Here is a 25,159-nt window from a genome sequence, read left to right on the forward strand (position 1 = left end):
CGTCGTGGCCGGTCGCGCCCGCGCGGCGGCGGCCGCACCGCGATACGGCCTCGCACCCCTTCGGGGCGCTCAGCCGAAGTTCGGTGCGAGCAGTTCGGTGATCCGGTTCGAGGCGCGGCGGGCCTCGGTCGCGGGGTCCGCACCGCCGAGCACCTTCGTCATGTAGCCCTTGATCGGATTGTCGGCCTCGACCGCCGGCCAGTCCGGGGTGTGGGGGGTCGCGCGTCCCCGCGCGGCCCCCGCCGCCATCGCGGCGACCCCCTGCTCCCCGGCGACCGCGCCGGCCAGCGTGGTCTTGTTGGGCACGTAGTTCATGGTGCGGGCCAGGTCGGTGTCCCATTTGGCGCCGGTCAGCGCACCGACCACGGCGGTGGCGTCGTAGGGCCGGTCGGTGTTCTGCGGCACCACGAGGTCGGAGCCGCCGGTGAAGACGGCGCCGGGGTGGCCGGCGGTGATGCCGGGGACCGGGAAGTAGCCGATCTTGTCCTTGAGTTCGGGGTTCTCCTGCACTACGGACTGAACGAGGCCCGGCACCGCGATGATCTGCGCGACCTTGCCGCCGGCGAACACCTGGGCCTGCGGCGGGTGTTCCTCGTCGGCGTCGGCGGGTCCCCGGCCGAGGGCCTGGAGACGCCGGTAGAAGTCCATCCCGCGCAGCGCGGCCGGGCTGTCCAGGGTGCCCTTCCACTCGCCGTCGGTCTCCGCGGCGAGGTCGCCGCCCTCGTCCCAGACGAACCCGGAGAGGGTGTACCAGTCCTGTCCGGCGAGGTAGATCCCCTGGTTCCCGCCGGAGTCGAGCCTCTCGGTGTCGGTCATCCACCGCGCGCGGGTCTTCGGCGGGGACGTGATCCCGGCCTTGGCGAAGAGGTCCTTGCGGTAGATGACGACCCGGTTGGCGGCGTACCAGGGGATGCCGTACTGGCGGGAGTCGTCCCGGCCGGGTTCGGCGAGACCGGGCAGCCAGTGCTCCTTGCCCCAGTCGCGCATCGACTCCAGCGTGAGGTCGGTGAGCCGGCCGTCCTCGACGTACTCCGGGACCTGGGTGTTGCCGACCTCGATGACGTCGGGTCCGGCACCGGAGCCGTCCTTCAGCGCGGCCTGGACCTTGTCCACGATCCCGGTCCACTGCTGGATCCGGATGTCGAGGCGGATGTCCTCGTGGGTGCGTTCGAAGTCCGCGGTGAACCGGTCCAGGAAGTCCTTCGAGGCGCTGTTCTGCATGAGCCACACCGTGACGGTGTGCCGCCCCTCCCCGCCGCCCGGCAGCACCCCACAGGCGCTCAGCAGGGCGGCGGACACACAGACGAGGGCGAGTGGGCGACGACGTCTCACGGGGATCCTGTTCTGTCTGGCGGACAGCGGAGGGGCCCGGCGTGGGGGAACGAGCAGGGGTGCCCGTACGGGTGTACGGGGGATTTTGGTATGGACCAATGCGGAGGGTCAAGGGTTGTCGGCGGTCGGGAACCGATGGCTCGCGCTCCGCTTCCGGATGCGGCACGGTGGAGTGACCACGAGAGGAGCTTTTCGATGACGAACCACACCTACCGGGTCACCGAGATCGTCGGCACCTCGCACGAAGGCATCGACCAGGCCATCCGCAACGGTGTCGCCCGTGCCGGCCAGACCCTGCGCAACCTGGACTGGTTCGAGGTCACGCAGGTCAGGGGCCAGATCGAGAACGGGCAGATCGAGCACTACCAGGTGGGCCTGAAGGTGGGCTTCCGCATCGACGACGGGGAGTGAGGGGGCCGGCTCAGGTCCGCCCCTCCCCCTCCTGGGCCTGCTCCAGCGTGGCCGACCGGTCGGCCCAGCGGGCCCGTACGACGGTGAACCCGGCCCGTTCGGCGTCGTCGCACACCAGCTCGTCGTCGTCGACCAGGACCTGGATCGCACGCCGTTCGGCGAGACGGCGCAGGATCTCCAGCTTGGTGCGCCGGGCCGGCCTGCGGTCGGAGTCGCGCCGCATGTGCACGCGGCCCTCGGGCAGCCCGTGGGCGGCGAGCCAGTCCAGCGTGTCCCGGCGGCAGCGCTCGGGACGGCCGGTCAGATAGACGATCTCGCACTCCGCCGCGCTCGCCACGGCCAGCGCGATCCCCTCGGCGAGCGGCGGATCGAGCCGCGCGGCGGAGAAGAACGCGTCCCAGTCCCGCGGTGCGCGCTCCAGGAACCGCTGCCGGTGCGCGGTGTCGGCGAGGGTGTTGTCGATGTCGAACACGGCGACCGGACGCTTCCTGTTCTCTGTCACCCGGCAAGCCTAGAACGGAGTGCCGGACCCCCCCCGGCGAGCGGCTGGTGCGGGCGGCGCCGGGAATCCTGCGGCAGCCCGGGTGTTGAACCCGCTGTGAACACTGTCATCGCCGGGACCCGGTTCTCCGTCCTCGACCGCTCGCGCACCCGTGCGGGACACACGCCCGGCGAGGCGCTTCGGGACACCGTGGCGCTGGCCCGGGAGGTGGAGGCCCTCGGCTACCACCGCTTCTGGGTGTCGGAGCACCACGGGGTGCCCGGGGTCGCCGGATCGGCTCCGACGGTGCTGGCCGCCGCCGTGGCCGCGGCGACCCGGTCCGTCCGGGTGGGCACCGGCGGGGTCATGCTGCCCAACCACCGGCCCCTCGTGGTGGCGGAGCAGTTCGGGGTGCTGGAGTCGTTGTTCCCCGGCCGGATCGACATGGGGATCGGCCGGTCCGTGGGCTTCACCGACGGCGTGCGCAGGGCGCTGGGACGCGACAAGGGCGACGCCGAGGACTTCGCGGCCCAGCTCGCCGAGTTGCTCGGCTGGTTCGAGGGGACCTCGCCGACCGGGGTACGGGCCCGCCCGGCGGACGGTCTGCGGGTGCCGCCGTTCGTGCTGGCGATGGGCGAGGGCGCGGAGGTCGCGGCCCGCGCCGGGCTGCCCATGGTCATCGGCGACCTGCGCGACCGGCAGCGGATGCGGCGCGGCGTCGAACGCTACCGCGAGCACTTCCGACCCTCGCCGTGGGCCGCCGAACCGTACGTCGTGGTCTCGGGGACGATCGCCGTCGCCGGCACCCCGGAGGCGGCCCGCAGGCTGCTGGTCCCGGAGGCCTGGTCGATGGCGTACTCCCGCACGCACGGCACGTTCCCCCCGCTCCCCCCGGCGGAGGCCGTCGAGGCCCGGACGATGACCGCGAGGGAACGCGACTTCTACGAGTCCGGGCTCGCCGGTCACATCGCCGGGACGGAGGACCAGGTGGCGGACGAGCTGGCGACGGTCATCGAGGAGACCGGGGCGGACGAGGTGCTGGTCACCACCAGCACCTACGACCGCACGGCCCTGCTCGACTCCTACCGGCGGCTGGCCTCGCTCGTGAACTCCCCTGTGTCCCGGACGTCCCCGACGCCCTAGACGTCCTAGACCGTCGCCGGCTTGTCCGAGCGGATCTCGATCCGGCCGTCGGCCGCGTCCACCACCGCCCGGTCGCCCGCGACGAGCTGGCCCGACAGGAGGAGGTCGGCGAGGCGGTCGTCGACCTCGCGCTGGATGGTGCGCCGCAGGGGCCGGGCGCCGAAGTCCGGTTGGTGGCCGAGGTCGGCGAGCAGCCCGGCCGCCGCGTCGGTGACTTCGAGGGTGACGTCCTGGGCGTGCAGCCGACGCCGGGTGTGTTCCAGCAACAGGTCCACGATCTCCCGCAGTTGGGTGCGGTCCAGGCCGCGGAAGACGATGATCTCGTCGACGCGGTTGAGGAACTCCGGCCGGAAGTGCTGCCGTAGGGCCGGCATGACCGCCTCGCGGACCTTGGTGTAGTCCTCGGTCCCGGCGGCCAGGATGCGGTCGGCACCGATGTTCGACGTCATGATGACGACGGTGTTCTTGAAGTCGACGGTGCGGCCCTGGGAGTCGGTGAGGCGGCCGTCGTCCAGGAGCTGGAGCAGGGTGTTGAAGACGTCCGGGTGTGCCTTCTCCACCTCGTCCAGCAGGAGCACCGCGTACGGCTGCCTGCGGACCGCCTCCGTGAGCTGGCCCGCCTCCTCGTGACCGACGTACCCGGGAGGGGCGCCGACCAGCCGGGAGACGGTGTGACGCTCCTGGAACTCGCTCATGTCGAGGCGGATCATGCGGGTCTCGTCGCCGAACAGGGCCGCGGCCAGGGCACGGGCCAGCTCGGTCTTGCCGACGCCGGTCGGGCCCAGGAACAGGAAGCTGCCGACGGGACGGCCCGGGTCGCTCATGCCGGCCCGGGCACGGCGGACCGCGCGGGCGACGGCGGTGATCGCCTCGTCCTGGCCGACGACCCGCTCGTGCAGGTGCTCCTCCAGCTTCATCAGCCGCTCCCGCTCCTCCTCGGTGAGCTGGGCGACCGGGATGCCGGTGGTGCGGGAGACGACCTCGGCGATGTCCTCGGCGGTGACCTTCGGCGCGTGTTCCTCGGCGGTGCCCGCCCGGTCCAGCTCGGCCTCGGTCTCCCTGATCCGGTCGCGGAGTTCCTTGGCCCGCTCGTACTCCTCGTCGGCGACGGCCTGGTCCTTCTCCCGGTTGAGGGCGGCGATCCGGTCCTCGATGTCCCGGGTGTCGGTGGGCGGGGTCTTGGCGCGCAGCCGTACCCGGGCCGCCGCCTGGTCCATGAGGTCGATCGCCTTGTCGGGCAGGAAGCGGGAGGTGATGTACCGGTCGGACAGCTCGGCCGCCGCGACCACCGCCTCGTCGGTGATGCGGACCTGGTGGTGGGCCTCGTAGCGGTCGCGCAGACCGCGCAGGATCTCGATGGTGTCGTCGACGGCGGGCTCGCCGACCAGGATGGGCGCGAACCGGCGTTCCAGCGCCGCGTCCTTCTCGATGTGCCTGCGGTACTCGTCGACGGTGGTCGCCCCGATCAGGTGCAACTCACCACGCGCGAGCGCGGGCTTGAGGATGTTGCCCGCGTCCAGCGCTCCGTCGCCGCCCCCGCCCGCACCCACCACGGTGTGCAACTCGTCGAGGAACAGCACCAGTTCGTCGCCGTGCTCGCGGACCTCGTCCAGCAGCTTCTTCAGCCGCTCCTCGAACTCGCCCCGGTACTTGGTGCCCGCCACCATCGCGGCCAGGTCCAGGGAGACCAGCCGCTTGCCCTCGAGGGTCCGGGGCACGTCGCCGGAGACGATGCGCTGGGCGATGCCCTCGACGATGGCGGTCTTGCCCACGCCCGGGTCGCCGATGAGCACCGGGTTGTTCTTGCTGCGCCGGGAGAGCACCTCGATGGTCTGCTCGACCTCCTCGTCCCGGCCGATCACCGGGTCCAGCCGGCCGGCCCTGGCGTCCTCGGTGAGATCACGGCCGTACTCGTCGACGGTCGGCGTGCTGCTGGGCTTCTTCCGCTCCGCCGCGCCCTCGACGGGCATCCGGGCCGGCTCCCAGCCGGTCTCGCCGAGCGCCCGGCCGGCCGCCGACTCGGGGTTCGCGGCGAGCGCGCGCAGCAGGTGCTCGGGGCCGATGTAGGAGGCGCCCTCGGCGCGGGAGACCTGGTAGGCGTCGAGCAGGGCGCGCTTGGCGGCCGGGGTGAGGGTGCCGGGTTCGGTCCGCTCGCCGCCGCCCTGACCGGCGGTGAGCCGTTCACGGAGCTGGTCCGGGTCGGCACCGGCCTCGGTGAGCAGCCGGCGGGTGGAGTCATGGGTGGTGGCGGCGGCCAGCAGGTGCCGGGCGTCCAGTTCCTCGCTGCCCTCGGCGGCGGCCAGGTCACGGGCCTCGGCGACCAGCTCCCGGGCCCGTTCGGAGAGCAGGCTGCCGATGTCGACCCGCTGGGGGCGGCGGGCCGGGGCGCCCGGTCCGGATCCGCCGAAGAAACGGGACATCAGCTCGTCGAACTCCTCGAAGGGACTGCGTCCGAATCCGAAACCGGGAGTGTTCATGGGCCGGGCCTTTCTGCGGACGGCTCTGCACGGCGGAATTCCGCGTCTTCCAAGCTGGCACAGGCATGCCGGGCCCGCACGGGGACACCCGTCGAGATGCGGACCCGGCCCGGGCCGGTGACGCTGGGGAGAAAGCCGCAACCAGCGAGGAGGGCTGCCATGTCCATGCTGGACAAGCTCAAGGGGATGCTCAAGGGCCACGAGGACCAGGCCAAACGGGGTGTCGGCAAGGGTGGTGACATGATCGACCAGCGGACCGGGAACAAGTACCAGTCCCAGGTCGACGCGGCCCAGAAGCAGGCCGACGACTACATCGACCGGAGCCGGAACCAGGGCAACCCGCCTCCGCAGTAGACGGCGCACGGGCTACGATCGCCGGGTTTGCCCCCGCCCCGACACGGAGTTCCCGCCCGATGCACAGCGCCCACGATCCCTACGTCCGCGTCCGTGGTGCCCGGGAGCACAACCTCAAGGGCGTCGACGTGGACGTCCCCCGGGACGTGCTGGCCGTCTTCACCGGCGTGTCCGGCTCGGGGAAGTCGTCCCTGGCCTTCGGCACGATCTACGCCGAGGCCCAGCGGCGCTACTTCGAGTCGGTCGCGCCGTACGCGCGCCGGCTGATCCACCAGGTCGGGGCGCCGAAGGTCGCGGAGATCAGCGGGCTGCCGCCGGCAGTCTCGGTCCAGCAGCGCCGGTCGGCCCCCACCTCCCGCTCCTCGGTCGGCACGGTCACCAACCTCTCCAACTCCCTGCGCATGCTGTTCTCGCGCGCCGGTGACTACCCGCCGGGCGCCGAACGGCTCGACTCCGACGCGTTCTCCCCCAACACGGCGGTCGGCGCCTGCCCGGAGTGCCACGGCCTGGGCCGGGTGCACGGCACGACCGAGGAATCCCTGGTCCCCGACCCCGCGCTGTCGATCCGCGAGGGCGCGATCGCCGCCTGGCCCGGCGCCTGGCAGGGCAAGAACCTGCGGGACATCCTGGACGCCCTCGGCCATGACGTGGACCGGCCCTGGCGCGAGCTGCCCGCCGCGGAGCGGGAGTGGATCCTCTTCACGGACGAGCAGCCGGTGGTCACCGTGCACCCGGTCCGGGATGCCGACCGTATCCAACGCCCGTACCAAGGCACGTACATGAGCGCCCGCCGGTACGTGATGAAGACCTTCGCGGACTCCAGGAGCCCGGCTCTGCGGGCGCGGGCGGAGCGGTTCCTGACCAGTGCGCCCTGTCCGGTGTGCGGGGGCAGCAGGCTGCGTCCGGAGGCACTCGCGGTGACCTTCGGGGGCCGTACGATCGCCGAACTCGTCGCCCTGCCGCTGACCGCGCTGGCCGAGCTCCTCGGCGGCCAGGGCGGTTCGGAGACCGTGCGGGTCCTCACCGGGGACCTCACCTCCCGGATCGCCCCGGTGGTCGAGCTGGGCCTCGGCTATCTCAGCCTGGACCGTGCCACGCCCACCCTCTCGGCGGGCGAGCTCCAGCGCCTCCGTCTGGCCACCCAGCTGCGCTCCGGTCTGTTCGGCGTCGTCTACGTCCTGGACGAGCCGTCGGCCGGACTGCACCCGGCGGACACCGAGGCGCTGCTCACGGTCCTCGAACGGCTCAAGGCGGCCGGGAACTCGGTGTTCGTGGTGGAGCACCACCTGGACGTGATGCGCGGCGCGGACTGGCTCGTCGACGTGGGCCCGCTCGCCGGTGAGCACGGCGGGGAGGTGGTGTACAGCGGACCGGTGGCAGGGCTGGCGGCGGCCACCGGGTCGGCCACCGCCCGCTACCTGTTCGACGACTCCCCCGTGCCGTCACGCGGCCCCCGTACCGCCACGGGCCGGCTGGCGGTCGGGCCGGTCGACCGGCACAACCTGCGCGGGGTCACCGCGGAGTTCCCGCTCGGTGTCCTCACCGCGGTGACGGGCGTGTCCGGGTCCGGCAAGTCGACACTGATCGGCGAGATCACCGGGGAACAGGCCGGGGTGGACCGGCTGGTCTCGGTGGACCAGCGGCCGATCGGCCGTACTCCGAGGTCCAACCTGGCCACCTACACAGGACTGTTCGACGTCGTCCGGAAGGTGTTCGCGGGCACCGGACAGGCCCGGGAGCGCGGCTACGGCGTCGGGCGGTTCTCGTTCAACGTGTCCGGCGGGCGGTGCGAGACCTGTCAGGGCGAGGGCTTCGTCAGCGTGGAGCTGCTGTTCCTGCCGAGCACCTACGCGCCCTGCCCGGACTGCGGCGGGGCCCGCTACAACCCCGAGACGCTCGAAGTGTTTTACCGGGGACGGAACATCGCCGAGGTGCTGGACCTGACCGTGGAGGCGGCCGCGGGGTTCTTCGCGGACACCCCGGCCGTGGCACGCAGCCTGGGCACGCTGCTGGACGTGGGGCTCGGCTATCTGCGGCTCGGGCAGCCCGCCACCGAGCTGTCCGGTGGCGAGGCCCAGCGCATCAAGCTGGCCGGTGAGTTGCAGCGCGGTCGGCGCGGCCACACCCTGTATCTGCTCGACGAGCCGACGACAGGGCTGCACCCGGCCGACGTCGAGGTGCTGATGCGGCAGCTGCACGGGCTGGTCGACGCCGGGAACACGGTCGTGGTGGTGGAGCACGACATGACGGTGGTGGCGGGCGCCGACTGGGTGATCGACCTGGGACCCGGCGGCGGCGACCGGGGCGGCCGGATCGTCGCGGCGGGGCCGCCGGCCGAGGTCGCGGGGGCACGGGACAGTGTCACGGCGCCCTATCTGTCCCGCGTCCTCCACCACTGATCACCGGGAACGCCCCGGGCCACCGCGCGCCCGCCGCCGATGCCCCCGCCGCCGATGCGCCCGGCGGCGGCTGCGGCGGCGGCTCGCCCGGCGGCGGCTACGGCGCCGGCCTGCTCAGGCGCCACTCGGCGGCCGGCCAGGGAGCGACCCGTACCGAGTTCACCAGGGCCGTGTGCGTCCAGGCCGGTTCGTGGGTCACGGGCTGGGCGGCACGGGCGAGGGCACGGCGGTCCGCGTGGCTGCCCGCCGGGATCAGCGGCCGGATGTCCACCTCGGCGACCAGTCCACGGGTCGACGCCACGCGCCACAGGGAGGCGAGCAGGGTGTCCTCGCCGACGTACGCGGGCACGGTACTGGCCTCGCCCGCCGACCGCCGGTACCGCAGCCGCACCGGCTGCACGGGCACGCCGGCGTCCAGCGCGGCCTGGAACACGGCCCGGTGGAACCGGCCCTGGGCCCGGCCGCACCAGGTGCTGCCCTCCGGGAAGGCGACCACCGCGGCGCCCTCCCGCAGGGCACCCGCGATCCGGGCGACGGTGTCCGGCAGCGCGCGCAGCCGGTCCCGGTCGATGAACAGGACCCCGGCCCCGGCCACCAGCGCCCCGGCCACCGGCCATGCGCGGATCTCCTGCTTGGCGAGCATCCGCGCGGGCCGTACGGAGGCCAGCAGCGGGATGTCCAGCCAGGAGATGTGGTTGGCGACCAGGAGCACCCCGCCCGTGCCCGGTGCGCGGCCGGTGATCCGGACCCGGACGCCGGCGGCCCGCACGAGCAGCCGGCAGAACCGCCGCACCCACTCGGCGGGGATCCTCCCGCCGAACGGGAGCAGCGCGATCGCGGTCAGCATCAGGGCCACGACCGCGGCGAACCGCAGCACGGCCCGAGGTACGGCCGTGAGGGACCCCGCACGTTCCACGCACGCGCCCGGGGTGCAGGGCGCGCTGGGCAGCCAGACGCTCATCAGGCCGGGACGAGCGAGAGGAAGTGCCGCAGGTAGCGCGCGTTGACCCGGCGCATCGACAGCAGCACGTACAGGTCGGCGACCCCGAAGTCCGGGTCGTGGGCGGGCTCCCCGCACACCCAGGCGCCGAGGCGGACGTAACCGCGCAGCAGGGCGGGCAGTTCGGTACGGCCCTCGGGGGCCGGTGCGCCGGGGATCCAGGGGTTCAGCGGCCGTACCCGGAACTCCTCCGGGGCGAGGTGCTTGGCCTGGACCCGGTCCCAGGTGGCGGCGGCGAGGGCGCCCCCGTCGGCGAGCGGGACGGAGCAGCAGCCGGCCAGCCACTCGTGGCCGCGGTCCACCATGTAGCGGGCTATGCCGGCCCAGATGAGGCCGATGACGGCGCCGTCGCGGTGCGCGGGGTGCACGCAGGAGCGGCCGACCTCGACCAGGCCGGAGCGGATGCCGTCGAGCCGGGACAGGTCGAACTCGCCGTCGGAGTACAGGCGCCCGGCGACCGCGGCGCGCTCCGGCGGCAGCAGCCGGTAGGTGCCGACGACCTCGCCGGTGAGGGCTTCGCGGATGAGCAGGTGGTCGCAGTACGCGTCGAAGGCGTCCGCGTCCAGACCCGGCTCCGGCCCGTCGAGCCGGGCGCCCATCTCTCCGGCGAAGACCTGGTGTCGCAGCCGCTGCGCGGCCCGGACGTCGTCCTCGTCACGGGCGAGCTGCACCAGGTAGCCGGAGTCCCCGGTCGGGGCGGCGAGAGCGGGGGGTGAGGCGGGCATGGCGGTCATGGAGGTCTCCTGCGCCGAGCGGAAGCTGAGGAAATCTGCACCTGCTTTCTTCCGTGGCAGGCTGGACTCGGCGTGACATGCGCGGGACCCGTGGATGTGCGACTGCTGAATGCCGGGAGTCGGACCGTTTCCGGTCACTCACGGATGCCCGAGAGTAGCGCTCCCGTGATCAGACGGCCGTAAGGAGACGCGAGACGGGGCCGGTGAGCACCACACCGACCCCGCCCGTCCGCACCTCTCGGCGAACGACTTTGACTTTCCAGCGCCCCTCGCAACAGCGCCCCTGAGAGGGGCGCGGGGAACTGCTCGACCAGCCCCCACGCACCCGCACCCCGCAACGGCGCTACCGCTTCCCGGCCTTCCGGGTAGCCCGCAGCCACTCCTTGTTCATACTGGTGATCGACACCAGCGGAATCCCCTTAGGGCAAGCAGTCGCACACTCCCCCGTCAGCGTGCACCCCCCGAACCCCTCCGCATCCATCTGCCCCACCATGTCCAGCACCCGCGTCTCCCGCTCGGGCGCCCCCTGCGGCAGCACGTTCAGGTGATTCACCTTGGCGGAGGTGAACAGCATCGCCGCCCCGTTCGGACAGGCGGCGACACACGCCCCGCAGCCGATGCACTCGGCGTGCTCGAACGCGAAGTCGGCGTCGGCCTTCGGCACCGCCGTCGCATGCGCCTCCGGCGCGGCCCCGGTCGGCGCCGTGATGTACCCGCCGGCCTGGATGATCCGGTCGAACGCCGACCGGTCCACCACCAGGTCCTTGATCACCGGGAACGCGGACGCCCGCCACGGCTCGATGTCGATCGTGTCGCCGTCCGCGAAGGACCGCATGTGCAGCTGGCAGGTGGTGGTCCGCTCGGGCCCGTGCGCGTCGCCGTTGATCACCAGGGAGCAGGCGCCGCAGATCCCCTCGCGGCAGTCGTGGTCGAAGGCGACCGGGTCCTCGCCGCGCAGGATGAGTTCCTCGTTGAGGGTGTCGAGCATCTCCAGGAAGGACATGTCGGAGGAGATGCCGTCCACCTCGTACGTGGACATCGCGCCGTCGGCGTCGGCGTTCTTCTGCCGCCAGACGCGCAGGGTGAGCTTCATGCGTAGCTCCGCTGGGTGGGGTGGACGTACTCGAAGACCAGGTCTTCCTTGTGCAGTACCGGGGCGTCCCCGGTGCCGGTGAACTCCCAGGCGGCCGCGTAGGCGAACTCGTCGTCCCTGCGGGCGGCCTCGCCGTCGGGCGTCTGGGACTCCTCCCGGAAGTGGCCGCCGCAGGACTCGGCGCGGTGCAGCGCGTCGAGGCACATCAGCTCGGCCAGTTCCAGGTAGTCGACGATGCGGTTGGCCTTCTCCAGGGACTGGTTGAACTCCTCGCCGGTCCCCGGCACCTTGATCCGCCGCCAGAACTCCTCACGGATCTGCGGGATGCGCTCAAGTGCCTTGCGCAGTCCGGCGTCCGTGCGGGCCATGCCGCAGAACTCCCACATCAGCTCGCCGAGTTCGCGGTGGAAGGAGTCGGGCGTACGGTCGCCGTCGACGGACAGCAGCAGGTTCAGCCGGTCCTCGGTCTCCGCCAGCACCTCCTGTACGACGGGGTGTCCGTCCGTCACCGGGTCCTGGTGGGGGTGGCGGGCGAGGTAGTCGTTGATGGTGGCCGGGAGCACGAAGTAGCCGTCGGCGAGGCCCTGCATCAGCGCGCTCGCGCCGAGCCGGTTCGCCCCGTGGTCGGAGAAGTTGGCCTCGCCGACCGCGAACAGGCCCGGCACGGTGGTCTGGAGGTCGTAGTCGACCCAGAGCCCGCCCATCGTGTAGTGCACGGCGGGATAGATCCGCATCGGCACCTGGTACGGATCCTCGTCGGTGATCCGCTGGTACATGTCGAAGAGGTTGCCGTACTTGGCCTCGACGGCTTTCCGCCCCATCCGCTCGATGGCGTCGGCGAAGTCCAGATAGACACCCTGCCCGCCGGGGCCGACGCCCCGGCCCTCGTCGCAGACGTTCTTCGCGGCGCGGGAGGCGATGTCTCGCGGGACCAGGTTGCCGAAGGACGGGTAGATGCGCTCCAGGTAGTAGTCGCGCTCGTCCTCGGGGATCTGGTTCGCGGGCCGGGTGTCGCCCTTGGCCCTGGGCACCCAGATCCGGCCGTCGTTGCGCAGCGACTCGCTCATCAGGGTCAGCTTGGACTGGTGGTCGCCGGTGCGCGGGATGCAGGTGGGGTGGATCTGCGTGAAACAGGGGTTGGCGAAGTAGGCACCGCGCCGGTGCGCCCGCCAGATGGCGGTGGCGTTGGAGTTCATGGCGTTCGTCGACAGGTAGAAGACGTTGCCGTAGCCGCCGCTGGCGAGGACGACGGCGTCCGCGAAGTACGTGTCGATCTTCCCGGTGATCAGGTCCCGGGCCACGATCCCGCGCGCCCGTCCGTCGACCACGATCACGTCGAGCATCTCGGTGCGCGGGTGCATCTCCACGTTCCCGGCGGCGATCTGCCGGCTCAGCGCCTGGTAGGCGCCGAGCAGCAGCTGCTGGCCCGTCTGGCCGCGGGCGTAGAAGGTCCGGGACACCTGGACACCGCCGAACGACCGGGTGTCGAGCAGCCCGCCGTACTCACGGGCGAACGGCACGCCCTGCGCCACGCACTGGTCGATGATCTCGACGGAGATCTGCGCGAGGCGGTGGACGTTGGACTCGCGGGCCCGGAAGTCGCCGCCCTTGACGGTGTCGTAGAACAGCCGGTGGACGGAGTCGCCGTCGTTGCGGTAGTTCTTCGCGGCGTTGATCCCGCCCTGCGCGGCGATCGAGTGGGCGCGGCGCGGGGAGTCCTGGTAGCAGAACTGGACGACGTGGTAGCCCTGTTCGGCGAGGGTGGCCCCGGCGGAGCCGCCGGCCAGACCGGTGCCCACGACGATCACCGTGTGCTTGCGCCGGTTGGCGGGGTTGACCAGCTTGGCCTCGAAACGGCGCTTGTCCCAGCGCTCGTTGACCGGCCCTGCCGGGGCCTTGCCGTCGGAGACGGGTTCGCCGGTCGTGTAGTTCACGTATTCGGTCATGTTCAGCTCACCACTCCGGTCATGACACCCACGGGTACGGCGATGAATCCGGCCGTGAGCAGCAGCGCGAGGACGTCGGCCGTGATCTTGAGGGCGCGGTCACGGGTGCGGCTGCCGACGCCGAGGGTCTGGGCGGCGCTCCAGAAGCCGTGCCGCACATGGAGGCCGAGGGCGAGCATCGCGACGATGTAGACGACGTCGCCGTACCAGGTGGAGAAGGTGTCCACGACGTTCTGGTACGGGTGGCCCTCCTGGAAGCCGCCGGGGTGCACGGTGCCGGTGGTCAGGTCGAGGAGGTGCCAGACGATGAACAGGCCGAGGATGATCCCGCCCCAGCGCATGGTGCGGGTCGCGTAGGACGCCCGGGCCTTCTTGTGCACGTACTTGCTGGGGCGTGCCCTGATGTCGCGGCGGCTGAGCTGGTAGGCGGACGTGGCGTGGGCGACCACCGCGACGACCAGGACGACCCGGATGAGCCAGAGCGTCCACTCGTAGTGCATGAACGGTTCGCCGATGGTGCGCAGCCAGTGGGCGTAGTGGTTGAACTCGCCGGCCCCGAAGAAGATCTTCAGGTTCCCGATCATGTGGACGACCAGGTAGAGCAGCATGATCAGGCCGCTGACGGCCATCACGGTCTTCTTGCCGACGGAGCTGTCCCACATCGTGCGCGCCATGGACGGCCGTCGGTCCGTCCGCGTTGCCAGAGCCATGCCGATGACGGTAGGCCGCCACGAGCCGATCGGTCCAAGACATGGTCCGGCTTGATTCGATAGCCAAGGGCTATCGTGTCACCATGCAGTTCCAGCAGCTTCAGTACTTCGTCGCCGTCGCCGAGACCCGGCACTTCACCCGGGCCGCCGAGCGGGTGCACGTCGCCCAGCCGTCGCTGTCCCAGCAGATCAAGGCGCTGGAGCGGGAGCTGGGGGCGGACCTGTTCCTGCGGGCCCGCGGGAACATCACCCTCACCGACGCGGGCGAGGCGCTGCTGCCGCTGGCCCGGCGGATCCTCGCGGACGCGGACACGGCCCGGTACGAGGTGCAGGAGCTGGTGCAGCTGCGCAGCGGGCGGGTGCGGCTGGGGGCGACACCGAGTCTGTGCACCGGGCTGCTGCCGGACGTGCTGCGGGCCTTCCACGACCGGTACCCGGGGATCCAGCTGCTGATCGAGGAGAGCGGGTCGCACGATCTCGTACGGGAACTGGCCCGCGGGGCACTGGACCTGGCGCTGATCGTGCTGCCGCTGCCGCCGGCGTCGCCCGCGCTGACCACGGTGGAGCTGTTGCGGGAGGACCTGGTGGTGGTGTCCGCGCCCGAGGCGACGGTGCCCGGGCGAGGCCGGGGTGGTGTGCGGATCGCCGATCTGGAGGGCGAGCGTCTTGTGATGTTCCGGCACGGCTACGACCTGCGGGAACTGACCGTCGCGGCGTGCCGCTCCGCGGGGTTCGAGCCGGGTTTCGCGGTGGAGGGGGGCGAGATGGACGCGGTGCTGGGGTTCGTGCGGGCGGGTCTCGGGGTGGCCGTGGTGCCCCGGATGGTGGCGGCGCGGTCGGGGCGGGGGCTGCGGGTCACTCCGTTGGCCAAGCCGGGGCTGCACCGGACCATCGCGTTGGCGCACCGGAGCGATGTGGCTCCGCCTCGGGCCGCCAGGGAGTTGCAGCGGATGTTGTTGGAGAGGTGACGTGGAGAGGAGACGGCAAGAGGTGACGTGGAGAGGAGACGGGGAGAAAGGTGGCGCGGAGAGGTGACGGAGCGTGGTCGGGTGCGGGTTATGGGTGGTTGCTCGCGCAGTTCCCCGCGCCCCTTTCAGGGGCGTCCACCTCGGCGCGCCTGAAAGGTGCGCGGGAACTGCGCGACCAGCCCCCACGCACCCGCACCGACGACTCAGCCCGTCGCATCCACCAATGCGAGGTCGTGGAGCCTCTCCGGTGGGCCCGGGCGGGCGTAGTACCAGCCCTGGGCGGTGTCGCAGCCGAGTATGCGCAGTTGTTCGGCCTGGGCGCCCGTCTCCACGCCCTCCACGGTGACCGCGAGGTCCAGGCTGTGGGCCAGGGTGACGATGCCCTCCACGATCTTGAGGTCCACCGGGTCGGCCGGGAACTGCTGCATGCTCTGAGTGAACGAGCGGTCCAGTTTGAGGATGCTGACCGGGAGGCGGCGGAGGTTCGCGAGGTTCGAGTAGCCCGTGCCGAAGTCGTCCAGGGCGATGTCGACACCCATCTCGGCGAGCCGCCGCAGCGGCTTGAGCAGATCGTCGTCGGCGCCGATGAGGGCCGATTCGGTGACCTCCAGGCACAGCGCGTCGGGCGACACCCCGGTGCGCTCCAGGATGTCCACCGTGTCCTGGACCAGACCGGGATGGGTGAGCTGGCACGGGGACAGGTTGACGTTGATGCGCAGCGGCCCCCCGGCGGTGTCCTCGCCGTAGCGTTCTCGCCACTCGCGGGCCTGGCGGATCGACTCCTCCAGCACCCAGCGGCCCAACGGGACGATGAGACCGGTGTGTTCCGCGAGCGGGATGAAACGGTCGGGGCCGAGCACCCCGTGCTGCGGATGCAGCCAGCGGACCAGCGCCTCGGCGCCGCGGACACTGCCGTCACCGAGGTGCACCAGCGGCTGGTACTCGATGAAGAACTCGCCCCGGTCCAGGGCGGCCGGCAGTGCCGTGGTCAGGCCGTGGCGGGTGATCGCGCGGGCGTCCGCCTCCGGGTCGGCCAGCTCGGAGCGGTTGCCGCCCGCCGACTTGGCCCGGTACATCGTGATGTCGGCGCTGCGCAGCACCTCGGCCGGGGTGCGCTCGCCGGCCGGGCCCTCGACGATGCCGATGGAGCCGCGCACCAGGAGTTCACGGCCGTCGATGCTGATCGGGGTGACCAGGGCGTTCATGATCCGGTCGGCCAGGTCGTCGACCTCGCGCTGGGTGGCGGCGCCGGTGGTCAGCGCCACGAACTCGTCGCCGCCGAGCCGGGCGACCATCTCGCCGGGCGCGGTCGCGCAGGACTGGAGCCGGTCGGCGACCTCCACGAGGAGCCGGTCGCCGGCCGAGTGGCCGAGGCTGTCGTTGATGGTCTTGAAGCCGTCCAGGTCGAGGTAGCACAGCCCGAAGCGCTGTCCCTCCCCCGCGGCGAGGGCCTTCTCCAGGCGCTCGAAGAACAGTGTGCGGTTGGGCAGGCCCGTGAGCGCGTCATGGGTGGCCTCGTAGCGCAGCCTGAGGTTGAGCAGCCGCCGCTCGGTGGTGTCCTCCATGAGGGCCAGCTGGTACTGCGGCTCGCCGTCCGCGTCCCGCAGCAGGGACACGGTCAGGTTGGTCCACAGGACCGTACCGTCGGAGCGGTTGAACGCCTTCTCCACGTGGTAGTGCTCGCGTTCGCCGCGCACCAGCTCCTCGTAGAGCCGCCAGGTCTGCGGCGCGTCCTCGGGGTGCGCCCACTCCAGGACGTTGCGGCTGCGCAGGGTCTGCTCCGAGCCGCCGAACATGCGCAGCAGCGCGCCGTTCACCTGGAGGACGTTGCCTTCGAGGTCGGCGATGCCGATCCCTATCGCCGCGCCCTCGAAGACCGCGCGGAACCGGGCCTCGCTCGCGTGCAGCGCCTGCGCGACCACGCCCTGGGCGCGCAACGCGGCCTGGGCGATGGCCTCCTGCTCGGCCAGCGTGCGCTCGCGCAGCGCCTGGGCGAACCCGGCGGCCATCGCGTGCTGGATCCGCGAGGAACGCATCCGCAGCTCGTCCTGCGGACCGTCCTCGCCGCAGTACAGCACCAGGTACGCGTCGACGCAGTCGAGGGTGCGGGTGAGCGCCTCGGGATCGGTGCAGTGCGCGTCGATCAGCGCGGCGCCCACCTGCCGGGCCTCGTCGGCGTCGAAGCCGTGCGCCCGCAGGATCTCGCTCAGCCGGCGTGCCAGCGGCAGCAGTTGCTCCTCGAACTCCGGCCGGGTCAGGGACGTCGAGGTCACCGGGAAGACCGTACGGCTCCAGATCGTCGCGAACCGGCGCAGTCTGTCCTCCGGCCCGTCCGGCTCCGCGATCACGCGGCGATCCCCACGCCGGCGAATCCGGAGAAGGCATACGGATCCTCGTCCTCCGGCGCCGACTCCGGCCGCCAGTGCGGCATCGGCACCAGTCCGGGTTCCACCATGTCGTACCCCTCGAAGAACCGCGCGATCTCGTCGCGCGAGCGCATGATCAGCGGGTTGCGAATGTCCTTGTATACGTCCACCGCGCCCTCGGCCCGCTCCGCGGGCAGCGGGATTCCCTCGTACGAGGCATGCGTGAGAACAAGCAGGCTGCCGGGCGCGAGTGCGTCGCGCAGCTGTGCCACTGCCCCGTACGGGTCGTCCGCGTCTTCCACGAAGTGCAGTATGGCAACGAGAAGCAACGCCACTGGCTGATTCAGGTCGATGAGACGCTCCACCTGAGGACTCGACAGGATCTCCTGCGGCTTGCGGAGGTCGGCGGCGACCACGTCCGCGTGCTCGTTGCCCTCCAGCACGGCGTCGCTGTGCGCGACGGCCACCGGGTCGTGGTCGACGTACACCACGCGTGCGCCGGGGTGCGCCTGCTGCGCCACCTCGTGGACGTTGCCGAAGGTGGGGATGCCGGAGCCGATGTCCAGGAACTGCTCGATGCCGGCGGCCGCCGCGTGCCGGACGGCGCGGCGCATGAACGCCCGGTTGGCCTGCATGATCTTCGGCAGGCCGGGCATGTGCGCCATCGCCTTGCGGGCCGCCTCCCGGTCGACCTCGAAGTTGTGCGAACCGCCCAGGTAGTAGTCGTAGATACGCGAAACGCTCGGCACCGAGATGTCGATGCTTCGTGGGGCCCAGGCGGGACGCTCCATGTATCTCTCCAAGGCTGAGGCGATCCGGTGTTCGAGCTGAGGCTACTGATCGCCCGCGAACGGGGGTAGCCGAAACGGAAATTGACCATCCGTTCCCGGTCAGGAGCTGGGGATTCGATGCGCGGTTTGGGGCGCGTTCGGTTTGTTCGTCGGGTGCGGGTGGTTCGTGGTTGCTCGCGCACGTCGACAGCCGCCGCCAGGACGCCAAGAAGCCCGCCCCCTCCGTGCGGTGTGGAGGGGGCGGGCGGTCGTGCGCCGTTGTGTCTCGTCGTCCGGGACTCTCGCTGGCCTCTGCCCTCCCTTCCGCGATGTGCGAATGTGGACTCGGGCGGGGCGATCAACCCTGGGGAGGTGATCCCTACTTGCTCGGCGCGCCGACCAGCTTTCCTTCGGGCGAGACGGCGTACCAGGTGCCGCCCACGCCCTGACCGTTGGTGTCCCCGGCCTTCGTGTCACCGGAGAAGGTGTAGATCGGCCAGCAGTCGACCGTCTGCTGCTTCTGGCCGTTGTCCGGCCGGGAGAAGCCCATCAGGCCCTTCTTCACGATGCCCTTGGTGTCGCTCGACGCGACCTCGGCGACGGCAGGCCACTTCTCCAGGCAGGCACCGGTGCAGTTCGAGACGACCTTGGGCCACGCCTTGTCCTTGATGAAGCGGTAGACGGTGTGGCCGTTCTTGTCGACCACGATGTCACCGAGCTTGGCGTCCTTGCGGACGGACAGGCCGGGCAGGGAGGCCAGGGTGGCCTTCTTGCCGTCGGGGGCGAGCGCGAACCACTTTCCGCCCACGCCCTGACCGTTGACGTCACCGGCGTTGACGTCCTTGGCGTAGCGGTACACCGGCCAGCCGCCGACGGTCAGCTGCTTGCTGCCGTCGGTGCGGGTGACCTCGCCGAGCAACGCCTTGTCGATGCCCGCACCGGCCGTGGCGTCGTCGGCGGGCACCGGCGGCCAGGCGGTGGCGCAGTCGCCGTCGCAGTTCGACTTCGGGGGATTGGCGGTGTCGGCGTCGAAGCGGTAGAGGGTGAGCCCGCTCCCGTCGGTCAGCACATTGCCCAGGTCGGGGTTGCTGGCGACGGTCAGCTTGCCGGCGGGCTGGACCGCGGCCGGGGAGCTGGAGGCCTGACTGCCGTCGGCGCCGTAGCCGTTGCCGGCGCCGCTCGAGGCGGTGGGGCTGGTGATGCTGCCGATGCCTGCCGGAGCCGTGGCTCCGACGTTCTGGGCCGCCGAGGACGGAGTGGTCGGATTGTCCTGACCGCACGCCGTCGCGAACACCATCACCCCCGCGGCCGTGGCCACCAGAGAGGCGCTCCTCCACGAGGTCTTCATCGTCAACTCCCCATAATCGCCTGGATATTGCAGCGCCTCTGCGCCGCCGCACGACACCAGGTACGGATCCGGGGGGCCGGAGTGTTCAACCGGCGCACAAATTTCTTTTGGAGCACTGTGCGCTCGGGACGCGCTCCGCACGGGCGTACGCTTCGAGCCATCTGCCGACCGGCGTGATTCAAACCGGTTTACGCCACATGTCCCCCGTTCGGATCAATCCTCCGGTACTACGGCGTGCGACGGCTCGCGGCACCTCATGATCTCGGTCGTGCATGCACCCGAAGCGATCCGACGTGCGCCCGCCTCAAAGGTGTTGGCTCTGCTGACCTTGACGTGGACCCTCGTGGGCTGCCCGGTCGGCACGGCCTCGGCCGACGCCTGCGCCTACGCCTCGGCGGGCCCCGACGGTGTCCACGCGGTGGCCGTCGCGGGCGACGTCGTCGCCGTGTCCGGCACCGGAGACTCCTGGCCCGCTCCGCCGCCGTGTCCGGCGCCGACACCGCCGCCCTGCCCCCCACCCACCCCGACGCCCGCACCGCCACCACCGCCGCCGGAGCCCACCCCCGAACCCAGACCCACACCGAAGCCCGAGCCGCCGCGCCCCGCGCCACCGCCGCCGCGTCCGGCACCGCCACCGCCCCGGCGGGCCCCGGCGGCGAAGCCGGCCCCGGCCTTCGTCCCGCCACCGGCGCCCGCGCCCAAGCCCAGGCCGACGCCGACACCGACCCCCACGCCGACGCCGAAACCCACTCCGCGGCCGTCACCGACGCCGGTGACCTACCCGCCGTACCACGTTCAGTCGACCGCCTCGAAGGCTCCGCACCGGAACTCTCCGGTCACCTACGTCCTGCTCATCGCCGTACCCGCGATCGTCGCCGTCGCCGCGTTCCGCGCGCGCTGACGAGCGGCCACCGATACCTGGAGGAATCCGTTGCCGGATTGGCTTGTTCTCGTCCTCGCGATCCTCGCGGCCTGCGCCGTGGTGGTCGTCATCACCCTCGTCCGGGACAAGAGGGCGTCGGAGGACGAGGATCCCTCCGAGACGCCGGACGTCATCGAGTACATGACGATGTGGATCGGTGTCATCTACGCGATCGTGCTGGGCCTGGCCGTGGCCGGCGTGTGGGAGGCCCGCAGCGCCGCCCAGGACCACGTGCAGTCGGAGGCACAGGCGTTGCACGAGATCTACGAGCGGGTACGGGTGTATCCGCCCGATGCCCGCGACCGCATCCGCGCGGACGTCGACGCGTACGCCCGGCAGGTCGTCGGCAAGGAGTGGAAGGAGATGACCGACCACGGTCGTCTCACCCCACGCGGTGCCGACCTGCTCGCGCAGATCCGTCAGGACGTCACCGACTACCAGCCGAAGACCGATTTCCAGGCGCAGGCCTACCAGCCGCTGGTGGACCAGGTGGCCGCGCTCGACCAGGCCCGCAGCGCCCGGGCCGACGCGACCGGGGCGACGATGCCGAACGTGGTCTGGGGCGGACTGCTGACGGGGGCGGTGATCACCGTCGGCATGGTCTTCGCGCTTCAGATCCGGCGTACCAGGCGGGAGCTGCTCCTGGCAGGCCTGTTCTCCGCGACCATCGCCTTCATGCTGTTCCTGATCTGGGACTTCGACGAACCGTACAGCCGGGGCATCACCGCGTCGGTGCAGCCCTTCCTGAACCTCTTCCCACAGATCAAGGGGTAGGGGCCCGCGAGGCCCGGCCCCGGGGTGGGGACACCGGCGGCGCGCCGCCGGTGTCCCCCGGTCGCCGTAGCGACGTCCCCCGGACGGCCGACCGGCCTCCCCCGTTCGCGCTACTGCGTTCGCGTGCGTGTGCGGACGTTCCTAGCGTTCCGATCACCGGGGCACGTTTCCGGCGCCGGCGGAACAGGTCCGCATGCCGCTCCCCGGGGACCGGAGGAACCATCATGCGTGCGATACGCGTCGCTTCCGTCGCCCTGCTGGGCGTCGGCGCCCTCGCCCTGTCCGCTCCGGCCATCCTCGCGGACGACAGCGGCGACGGGCCGGGGGACGGCGGCCGGCAGACCGCGCCCTTCGGATTCCGGGTCACACCGACCACCGTGGCGGCGGGCGGCCGGGTGAACTTCCACCTGGACCGCGACGACGGTTGCCGCGGCATCGCGACCGTCGCCTCCAGCGTGTTCGACACGATCCGGATCCCGGCGGGTCAGGACTCGGGGACGGCCACCGTGGGCCGGGACGCGCGGTCGCAGTCCTCGTACCGGGTGACGTTCGACTGCGACGGGACCAGCGGGTCGGCCGAACTGGCCGTCGCGGGCGGCGCCCCGGACGGCCACGGCGACGGACGCGCGGACGACCAGACCGGCGGCCGCACCGACGGACGGACCGACGGACGGACCGACGGGCACGCGGACAGCCCCGCCGTCGGCGGGACCGGCGGCCGTACGGACGGTCGTACCGACGAGGACACCGGCGGTCGTGCCGACGGACGCGCCGACGACGGCACCGAAGACGGCGGCGGCACCGGCCGGGACGAGGCGCTGAACCCGCAGCCCTTGCCGCCCTCACGGGGTGTGCGGGCCGGCGAGGGCGGCAGCTTCGGAGGGTTCGACCTGAAGGAGATCGGGCTCGGCGCGGCGCTCGTGGCGGGCTCGGTCGGCACCGCGTACCGCCGCGCCCGCGCACGCACCGGCGAGGACGGCGCCTGACCCGCTCCCGGCGGCCGGCGCTCCGCGGCCGCGCGGGACCCGCGCCGCGGTCTCCTGGGAGACCGGAGCAACAGGCCCGCGCGCGAGCGTCAGTACCGCTTCTCGTGCCTGCGGCGCAGCCAGAACCCGCAACCGGCCAGCACGGACGCGCCCACCAGCCCGCCGCCGATCGCCATGTCGGCCTGGGTGGCCCCGCTGGAGACGCTGCCGCCGAGACCGCCGCGCACCCCGCCCAGTACGGTGAACGCGTTCGGCCTGGTCAGGGTCCGGTTGTCGCAGCGGACCGTGAGGTTGTACGGGCCGGGACGGGTGCCCCGTTCGATGGTGGCGACACCTCGCGCCATGTTCCCGCCGAACGGGAACAACCGGGTCGTCCGGAAGGCCCGCGAGCTCATGACGCCCTCGCGGCAGCCGTTGACGGTGACGGTGAGCTGGGCGCCGCTCGCGATCGCCCTGGGCTGGGCGACGATGTCGCGGGCGCCCTCGCCGCCCCGGCACCGGAAGTCGTTCTCCAGCCCGTCGTCGCCCGGGCCGCCGAAGTCGTCTCCGCGTCCGTCGTCGCCGCGTCCGCCCTCGAATCGCTCCTCGTCCCGGCAGTCGGAGCGGTCCCTGCCCCGCTCGTTGAAGTCGTCCCTGCCCCGGCCGTTGAAGTCGTCCCTGCCCCGCCCGTTGAATCCGCCCACGCCGAACCCGGGGACCGCGGGGACCGCGATTCCCGGGACCGCCGCGACTCCGGGGGCGACACCGACGCCGGGGGCGACCCCGACGCCACCGACACCGGTGCCGGGAGCGACGCCGACCCCCGGGTTGACGCCGGCTCCGCCGACGACCGGGGCCTGGGTGTTGGCGGGGCCGCCGCCGTTGCCCATGCCGTCCGCGACGGCCATGGGGGCGGCGGCCCCGAGAACGGCGACCACTGTGCACGCGACCGCCAGCGCACGTGAGTTTCGCATCTCTTCCTCCGCGGAAGGCGCCCCGGGAACCGTCCCCGGTCGATCGGCGAGAAAGCACCTCCCGAACAGACCCTCAGATGCCGGGAACACGCCCGCATTTCGAGAATGGTCCGTCCTGGTGAGGGGACACGCCGACGGAAAAGCGCACAATCGGATATTGCCGCAGGTCACGGACCGTCAGAAAAAACCTGGGAACGGCAACTCGGATGGCTCACCACGACAGCGGGGGGCCACCCGTTCGCCCGTCGCCCCGTCGCCGCCCGCGTGCGTGGGACTTAGCGTTTTCCCATGCGCGACACGGACGTGGCGGCGGCCGCGTGGAAAGGGGATGGCGAATGTCTGCGTCCGGATTCTCCGAGTTCGCCGAAGAGGAGGAACGGCGGCGGAAGCGTGCCCCCTGGGGCGTGATAGCGCTGGTTCTGCTGACCGGTCTGGCACTCATCCGAAACGGTTCCGGAGAGTTCGACGTCGGTCCGCCGCAACCGGCCTCGGCCGCCGCCCCGGACAGCCGTACCACGATCCCGGGCACCTTCGCCACAGCACCCGCGGCGCTGCCGTTCTCGGCGGCGAACCGGGTCCGTATCCCCGCGATCCGGGTCGACGCGCCGGTGATGCCGGTGGGTCTGGACACGGACGGCTGGGTCGCGGCCCCGCCGCCGGACGACCCGAATCTGGCCGGCTGGTTCACCGGGGGTGTCTCCCCCGGGGAGAAGGGCACGTCCGTCATCGTCGGCCATGTCGACAACACCAAGGGTCCGGCGGTCTTCTACGGTCTCGGTTCGCTGAAGAAGGGGAACCGCATCGAGGTCGACCGCGTCGACGGCAGTACCGCCGTGTTCGAGATCTACGGCATCGAGGTCTTCGCGAAGTCCGGTTTCCCCGGCGACCGGGTCTACGGCTCCAAGGGCACACCGGAGTTGCGGGTCATCACCTGCGGCGGCGGCTTCTCCAAACAGAACGGCTACGACGGGAACGTGGTGGTCTTCGCCCGCCTGGTCGAGGTCCACTGAGGCGGCGCGACCGGGCGGGCGAGGGCGCGGTTCAGGTGCGCCGGCGCGGCACGGTCAGGCGGTAGCCGTTGTCCAGCAGGTAGGGCAGGTACTGGCGCAGGGCGCTGACGCTCTGCGAGCGGTCGCCCCCGGCGTCATGGGAGAGCACCACGACACCGGGGGCGGCGCCGTTCTCCACGATGTCGACGATGGTCCGGGTGCCCGGGGTCGTCCAGTCGGTGCTGTCGACGGTCCAGGCCATCGGCTCCATGCCCATCTTGGCGCCGAGCTGGAAGGCGGCCTTGTTCCAGGCGCCGTAGGGCGCGCGGAACCACTGCGGGCGCTCGCCGTAGGTGTCCTCGATGGCGTCGCTGGTGCTCTCCATCTCGTCCCGGATCTCGCCGCGGTCCAGGGTGGTGAGCAGCGGATGCGTCCAGGTGTGGTTGCCCACGACATGCCCCTCCTCGGCCATCCGCGCCACCAGCTCGCGGTTCTCCACGACGCACTCACCGCACAGGAAGAACATCGCCCGCACGTCGTACTTGGCGAGGGTGTCCAGGATGTGCGGGGTGTAGTTCGGGTTGGGGCCGTCGTCGAACGTCAGCATCATCTGCCTGCCGCGTTCGGAGATCTTCAGGATGGGCTCCTTACGGACCTTGAGCTTGCGCGGCCTGGTGCGCGGCGCCCCGTATCCGGTGAGCGGCTGGAGCCGGAAGGCGGAGGACTTGAGCTCCTGGCGGGCCGCGGGCCCGGCGGCCGGGGCGGCCGCGGGGGCCGCGGGGCCCGCCTCCTCGCCGCTGCCGGCCACGACGATCCCGGCGGTGCCCGCGGCCCCCAGGGCGGCGGCGCCGGCCAGCAGCAGCCGGCGCCGGGTGAACAACTGATCCTTCTGCATGACTCATCAGTCGCCCGGCGGGGCTCCGGGGCACCGCTTCGACACCGGTGCGGCGGCGCGAAAACACCCGCACGGACCAGCGGAGAGAGGTTTCGAAAAGAAACGGTC

Annotated in this window: 23 protein-coding genes; 9 read left to right on the forward strand and 14 right to left on the reverse strand. The window is 71.8% G+C overall.

Annotation, left to right across the window (positions count from 1 at the left end; genetic code table 11):
* Positions 1 to 69: 69 nt before the first annotated feature.
* Complete coding sequence (locus AAW13_RS35855; RefSeq protein ID WP_046734259.1) at positions 70 to 1,332, reverse strand: extracellular solute-binding protein; 1,263 nt, start codon at positions 1,330 to 1,332, stop codon at positions 70 to 72.
* Between the two features lie 195 nt (positions 1,333 to 1,527).
* Between AAW13_RS35855 and AAW13_RS35860 the strand changes: the two genes are divergently transcribed.
* Positions 1,528 to 1,743 (forward strand): dodecin, encoded by a 216-nt coding sequence (locus tag AAW13_RS35860; protein ID WP_046734258.1) that lies wholly within the window; start codon positions 1,528 to 1,530, stop codon positions 1,741 to 1,743.
* A gap of 10 nt (positions 1,744 to 1,753) precedes the next feature.
* Here the strand turns inward: AAW13_RS35860 and AAW13_RS35865 are convergent, their stop codons facing one another.
* Complete coding sequence (locus AAW13_RS35865; protein WP_046734257.1) at positions 1,754 to 2,245, reverse strand: phosphatase domain-containing protein; 492 nt, start codon at positions 2,243 to 2,245, stop codon at positions 1,754 to 1,756.
* 96 nt (positions 2,246 to 2,341) lie between these two features.
* Between AAW13_RS35865 and AAW13_RS35870 the strand changes: the two genes are divergently transcribed.
* Positions 2,342 to 3,367, forward strand: a complete 1,026-nt coding sequence (locus AAW13_RS35870; protein ID WP_046734256.1) for an LLM class flavin-dependent oxidoreductase — start codon at positions 2,342 to 2,344, stop codon at positions 3,365 to 3,367.
* A gap of 5 nt (positions 3,368 to 3,372) precedes the next feature.
* Here AAW13_RS35870 and AAW13_RS35875 read toward each other — a convergent pair whose 3' ends face one another.
* The gene (locus AAW13_RS35875; RefSeq protein ID WP_046734255.1) at positions 3,373 to 5,844 is read right to left on the reverse strand and encodes an ATP-dependent Clp protease ATP-binding subunit; all 2,472 of its coding nucleotides are present in this window, start codon (positions 5,842 to 5,844) and stop codon (positions 3,373 to 3,375) included.
* Positions 5,845 to 6,003: 159 nt separating this feature from the next.
* Here AAW13_RS35875 and AAW13_RS35880 point away from each other — a divergent pair, with 159 nt between their 5' ends.
* Positions 6,004 to 6,198: an antitoxin gene (locus tag AAW13_RS35880; protein ID WP_046734254.1), complete on the forward strand. Its 195-nt coding sequence runs from the start codon at positions 6,004 to 6,006 to the stop codon at positions 6,196 to 6,198.
* 59 nt (positions 6,199 to 6,257) lie between these two features.
* Positions 6,258 to 8,597: an ATP-binding cassette domain-containing protein gene (locus AAW13_RS35885; protein ID WP_046734253.1), complete on the forward strand. Its 2,340-nt coding sequence runs from the start codon at positions 6,258 to 6,260 to the stop codon at positions 8,595 to 8,597.
* A 97-nt stretch (positions 8,598 to 8,694) separates the two neighbouring features.
* Here the strand turns inward: AAW13_RS35885 and AAW13_RS35890 are convergent, their stop codons facing one another.
* The 5 genes from AAW13_RS35890 to AAW13_RS35910 form a co-directional block, all read right to left on the reverse strand.
* A complete protein-coding gene (locus AAW13_RS35890; RefSeq protein ID WP_046734252.1) occupies positions 8,695 to 9,558 on the reverse strand; it encodes a lysophospholipid acyltransferase family protein in 864 nt (287 codons plus the stop codon).
* The gene (locus AAW13_RS35895) at positions 9,558 to 10,331 is read right to left on the reverse strand and encodes a GNAT family N-acetyltransferase (protein WP_046734251.1); all 774 of its coding nucleotides are present in this window, start codon (positions 10,329 to 10,331) and stop codon (positions 9,558 to 9,560) included. The genes AAW13_RS35890 and AAW13_RS35895 overlap by 1 nt, the downstream gene beginning before the upstream one ends.
* A gap of 343 nt (positions 10,332 to 10,674) precedes the next feature.
* Positions 10,675 to 11,424, reverse strand: a complete 750-nt coding sequence (locus tag AAW13_RS35900) for a succinate dehydrogenase/fumarate reductase iron-sulfur subunit (protein WP_046734250.1) — start codon at positions 11,422 to 11,424, stop codon at positions 10,675 to 10,677.
* Entirely contained in the window at positions 11,421 to 13,370 is a 1,950-nt protein-coding gene (locus AAW13_RS35905; RefSeq protein ID WP_046734249.1) for a fumarate reductase/succinate dehydrogenase flavoprotein subunit, read from the reverse strand. The genes AAW13_RS35900 and AAW13_RS35905 overlap by 4 nt, the downstream gene beginning before the upstream one ends.
* 2 nt (positions 13,371 to 13,372) lie before the next feature.
* Positions 13,373 to 14,044, reverse strand: a complete 672-nt coding sequence (locus AAW13_RS35910; protein ID WP_046734248.1) for a succinate dehydrogenase — start codon at positions 14,042 to 14,044, stop codon at positions 13,373 to 13,375.
* A 119-nt stretch (positions 14,045 to 14,163) separates the two neighbouring features.
* On the opposite strand from AAW13_RS35910, the gene AAW13_RS35915 reads away from it, so the two are divergent.
* A complete protein-coding gene (locus tag AAW13_RS35915) occupies positions 14,164 to 15,048 on the forward strand; it encodes a LysR family transcriptional regulator (RefSeq protein WP_046734272.1) in 885 nt (294 codons plus the stop codon).
* Positions 15,049 to 15,251: 203 nt separating this feature from the next.
* On the opposite strand, the gene AAW13_RS35920 is transcribed toward AAW13_RS35915, so the two are convergent.
* From AAW13_RS35920 to AAW13_RS46480, 4 genes are all read right to left on the reverse strand, one after another.
* Positions 15,252 to 17,396, reverse strand: coding sequence for a putative bifunctional diguanylate cyclase/phosphodiesterase (locus tag AAW13_RS35920; RefSeq protein ID WP_046734247.1), 2,145 nt, complete (start codon positions 17,394 to 17,396; stop codon positions 15,252 to 15,254).
* On the reverse strand, positions 17,393 to 18,205 hold the full coding sequence (locus AAW13_RS35925; protein WP_046734246.1) for an SAM-dependent methyltransferase: 813 nt from the start codon (positions 18,203 to 18,205) through the stop codon (positions 17,393 to 17,395). Before AAW13_RS35925 ends, AAW13_RS35920 begins: the two co-directional genes overlap by 4 nt.
* Positions 18,206 to 18,563: 358 nt before the next feature.
* Complete coding sequence (locus tag AAW13_RS35930; RefSeq protein ID WP_046734245.1) at positions 18,564 to 19,532, reverse strand: SCO0930 family lipoprotein; 969 nt, start codon at positions 19,530 to 19,532, stop codon at positions 18,564 to 18,566.
* Between the two features lie 384 nt (positions 19,533 to 19,916).
* Positions 19,917 to 20,282 (reverse strand): hypothetical protein, encoded by a 366-nt coding sequence (locus AAW13_RS46480; RefSeq protein ID WP_063777046.1) that lies wholly within the window; start codon positions 20,280 to 20,282, stop codon positions 19,917 to 19,919.
* 22 nt (positions 20,283 to 20,304) lie between these two features.
* Here AAW13_RS46480 and AAW13_RS47520 point away from each other — a divergent pair, with 22 nt between their 5' ends.
* The 3 genes from AAW13_RS47520 (at position 20,305) to AAW13_RS47965 (ending at position 22,214) form a co-directional block, all read left to right on the forward strand.
* On the forward strand, positions 20,305 to 20,433 hold the full coding sequence (locus AAW13_RS47520; RefSeq protein ID WP_276207626.1) for a hypothetical protein: 129 nt from the start codon (positions 20,305 to 20,307) through the stop codon (positions 20,431 to 20,433).
* Positions 20,434 to 20,463: 30 nt separating this feature from the next.
* Positions 20,464 to 21,228 carry a bestrophin-like domain gene (locus AAW13_RS35940; RefSeq protein ID WP_046727860.1) on the forward strand — a complete coding sequence of 255 codons (765 nt, stop codon included), beginning with the start codon at positions 20,464 to 20,466 and terminating at the stop codon, positions 21,226 to 21,228.
* Between the two features lie 224 nt (positions 21,229 to 21,452).
* Positions 21,453 to 22,214, forward strand: a complete 762-nt coding sequence (locus AAW13_RS47965; protein WP_046727861.1) for a hypothetical protein — start codon at positions 21,453 to 21,455, stop codon at positions 22,212 to 22,214.
* 89 nt (positions 22,215 to 22,303) lie between these two features.
* Here the strand turns inward: AAW13_RS47965 and AAW13_RS35950 are convergent, their stop codons facing one another.
* Entirely contained in the window at positions 22,304 to 23,167 is an 864-nt protein-coding gene (locus tag AAW13_RS35950; protein ID WP_046727862.1) for a hypothetical protein, read from the reverse strand.
* A 335-nt stretch (positions 23,168 to 23,502) separates the two neighbouring features.
* Between AAW13_RS35950 and AAW13_RS35955 the strand changes: the two genes are divergently transcribed.
* The gene (locus AAW13_RS35955) at positions 23,503 to 24,177 is read left to right on the forward strand and encodes a class F sortase (protein ID WP_046727863.1); all 675 of its coding nucleotides are present in this window, start codon (positions 23,503 to 23,505) and stop codon (positions 24,175 to 24,177) included.
* 31 nt (positions 24,178 to 24,208) lie between these two features.
* On the opposite strand, the gene AAW13_RS35960 is transcribed toward AAW13_RS35955, so the two are convergent.
* Complete coding sequence (locus AAW13_RS35960; protein ID WP_046727864.1) at positions 24,209 to 25,051, reverse strand: polysaccharide deacetylase family protein; 843 nt, start codon at positions 25,049 to 25,051, stop codon at positions 24,209 to 24,211.
* Between the last annotated feature and the right edge of the window lie 108 nt (positions 25,052 to 25,159).

The organism is Streptomyces humi, from assembly GCF_001005085.2.
GTDB classification, from domain to species: Bacteria; Actinomycetota; Actinomycetes; order Streptomycetales; family Streptomycetaceae; genus Streptomyces; species Streptomyces humi.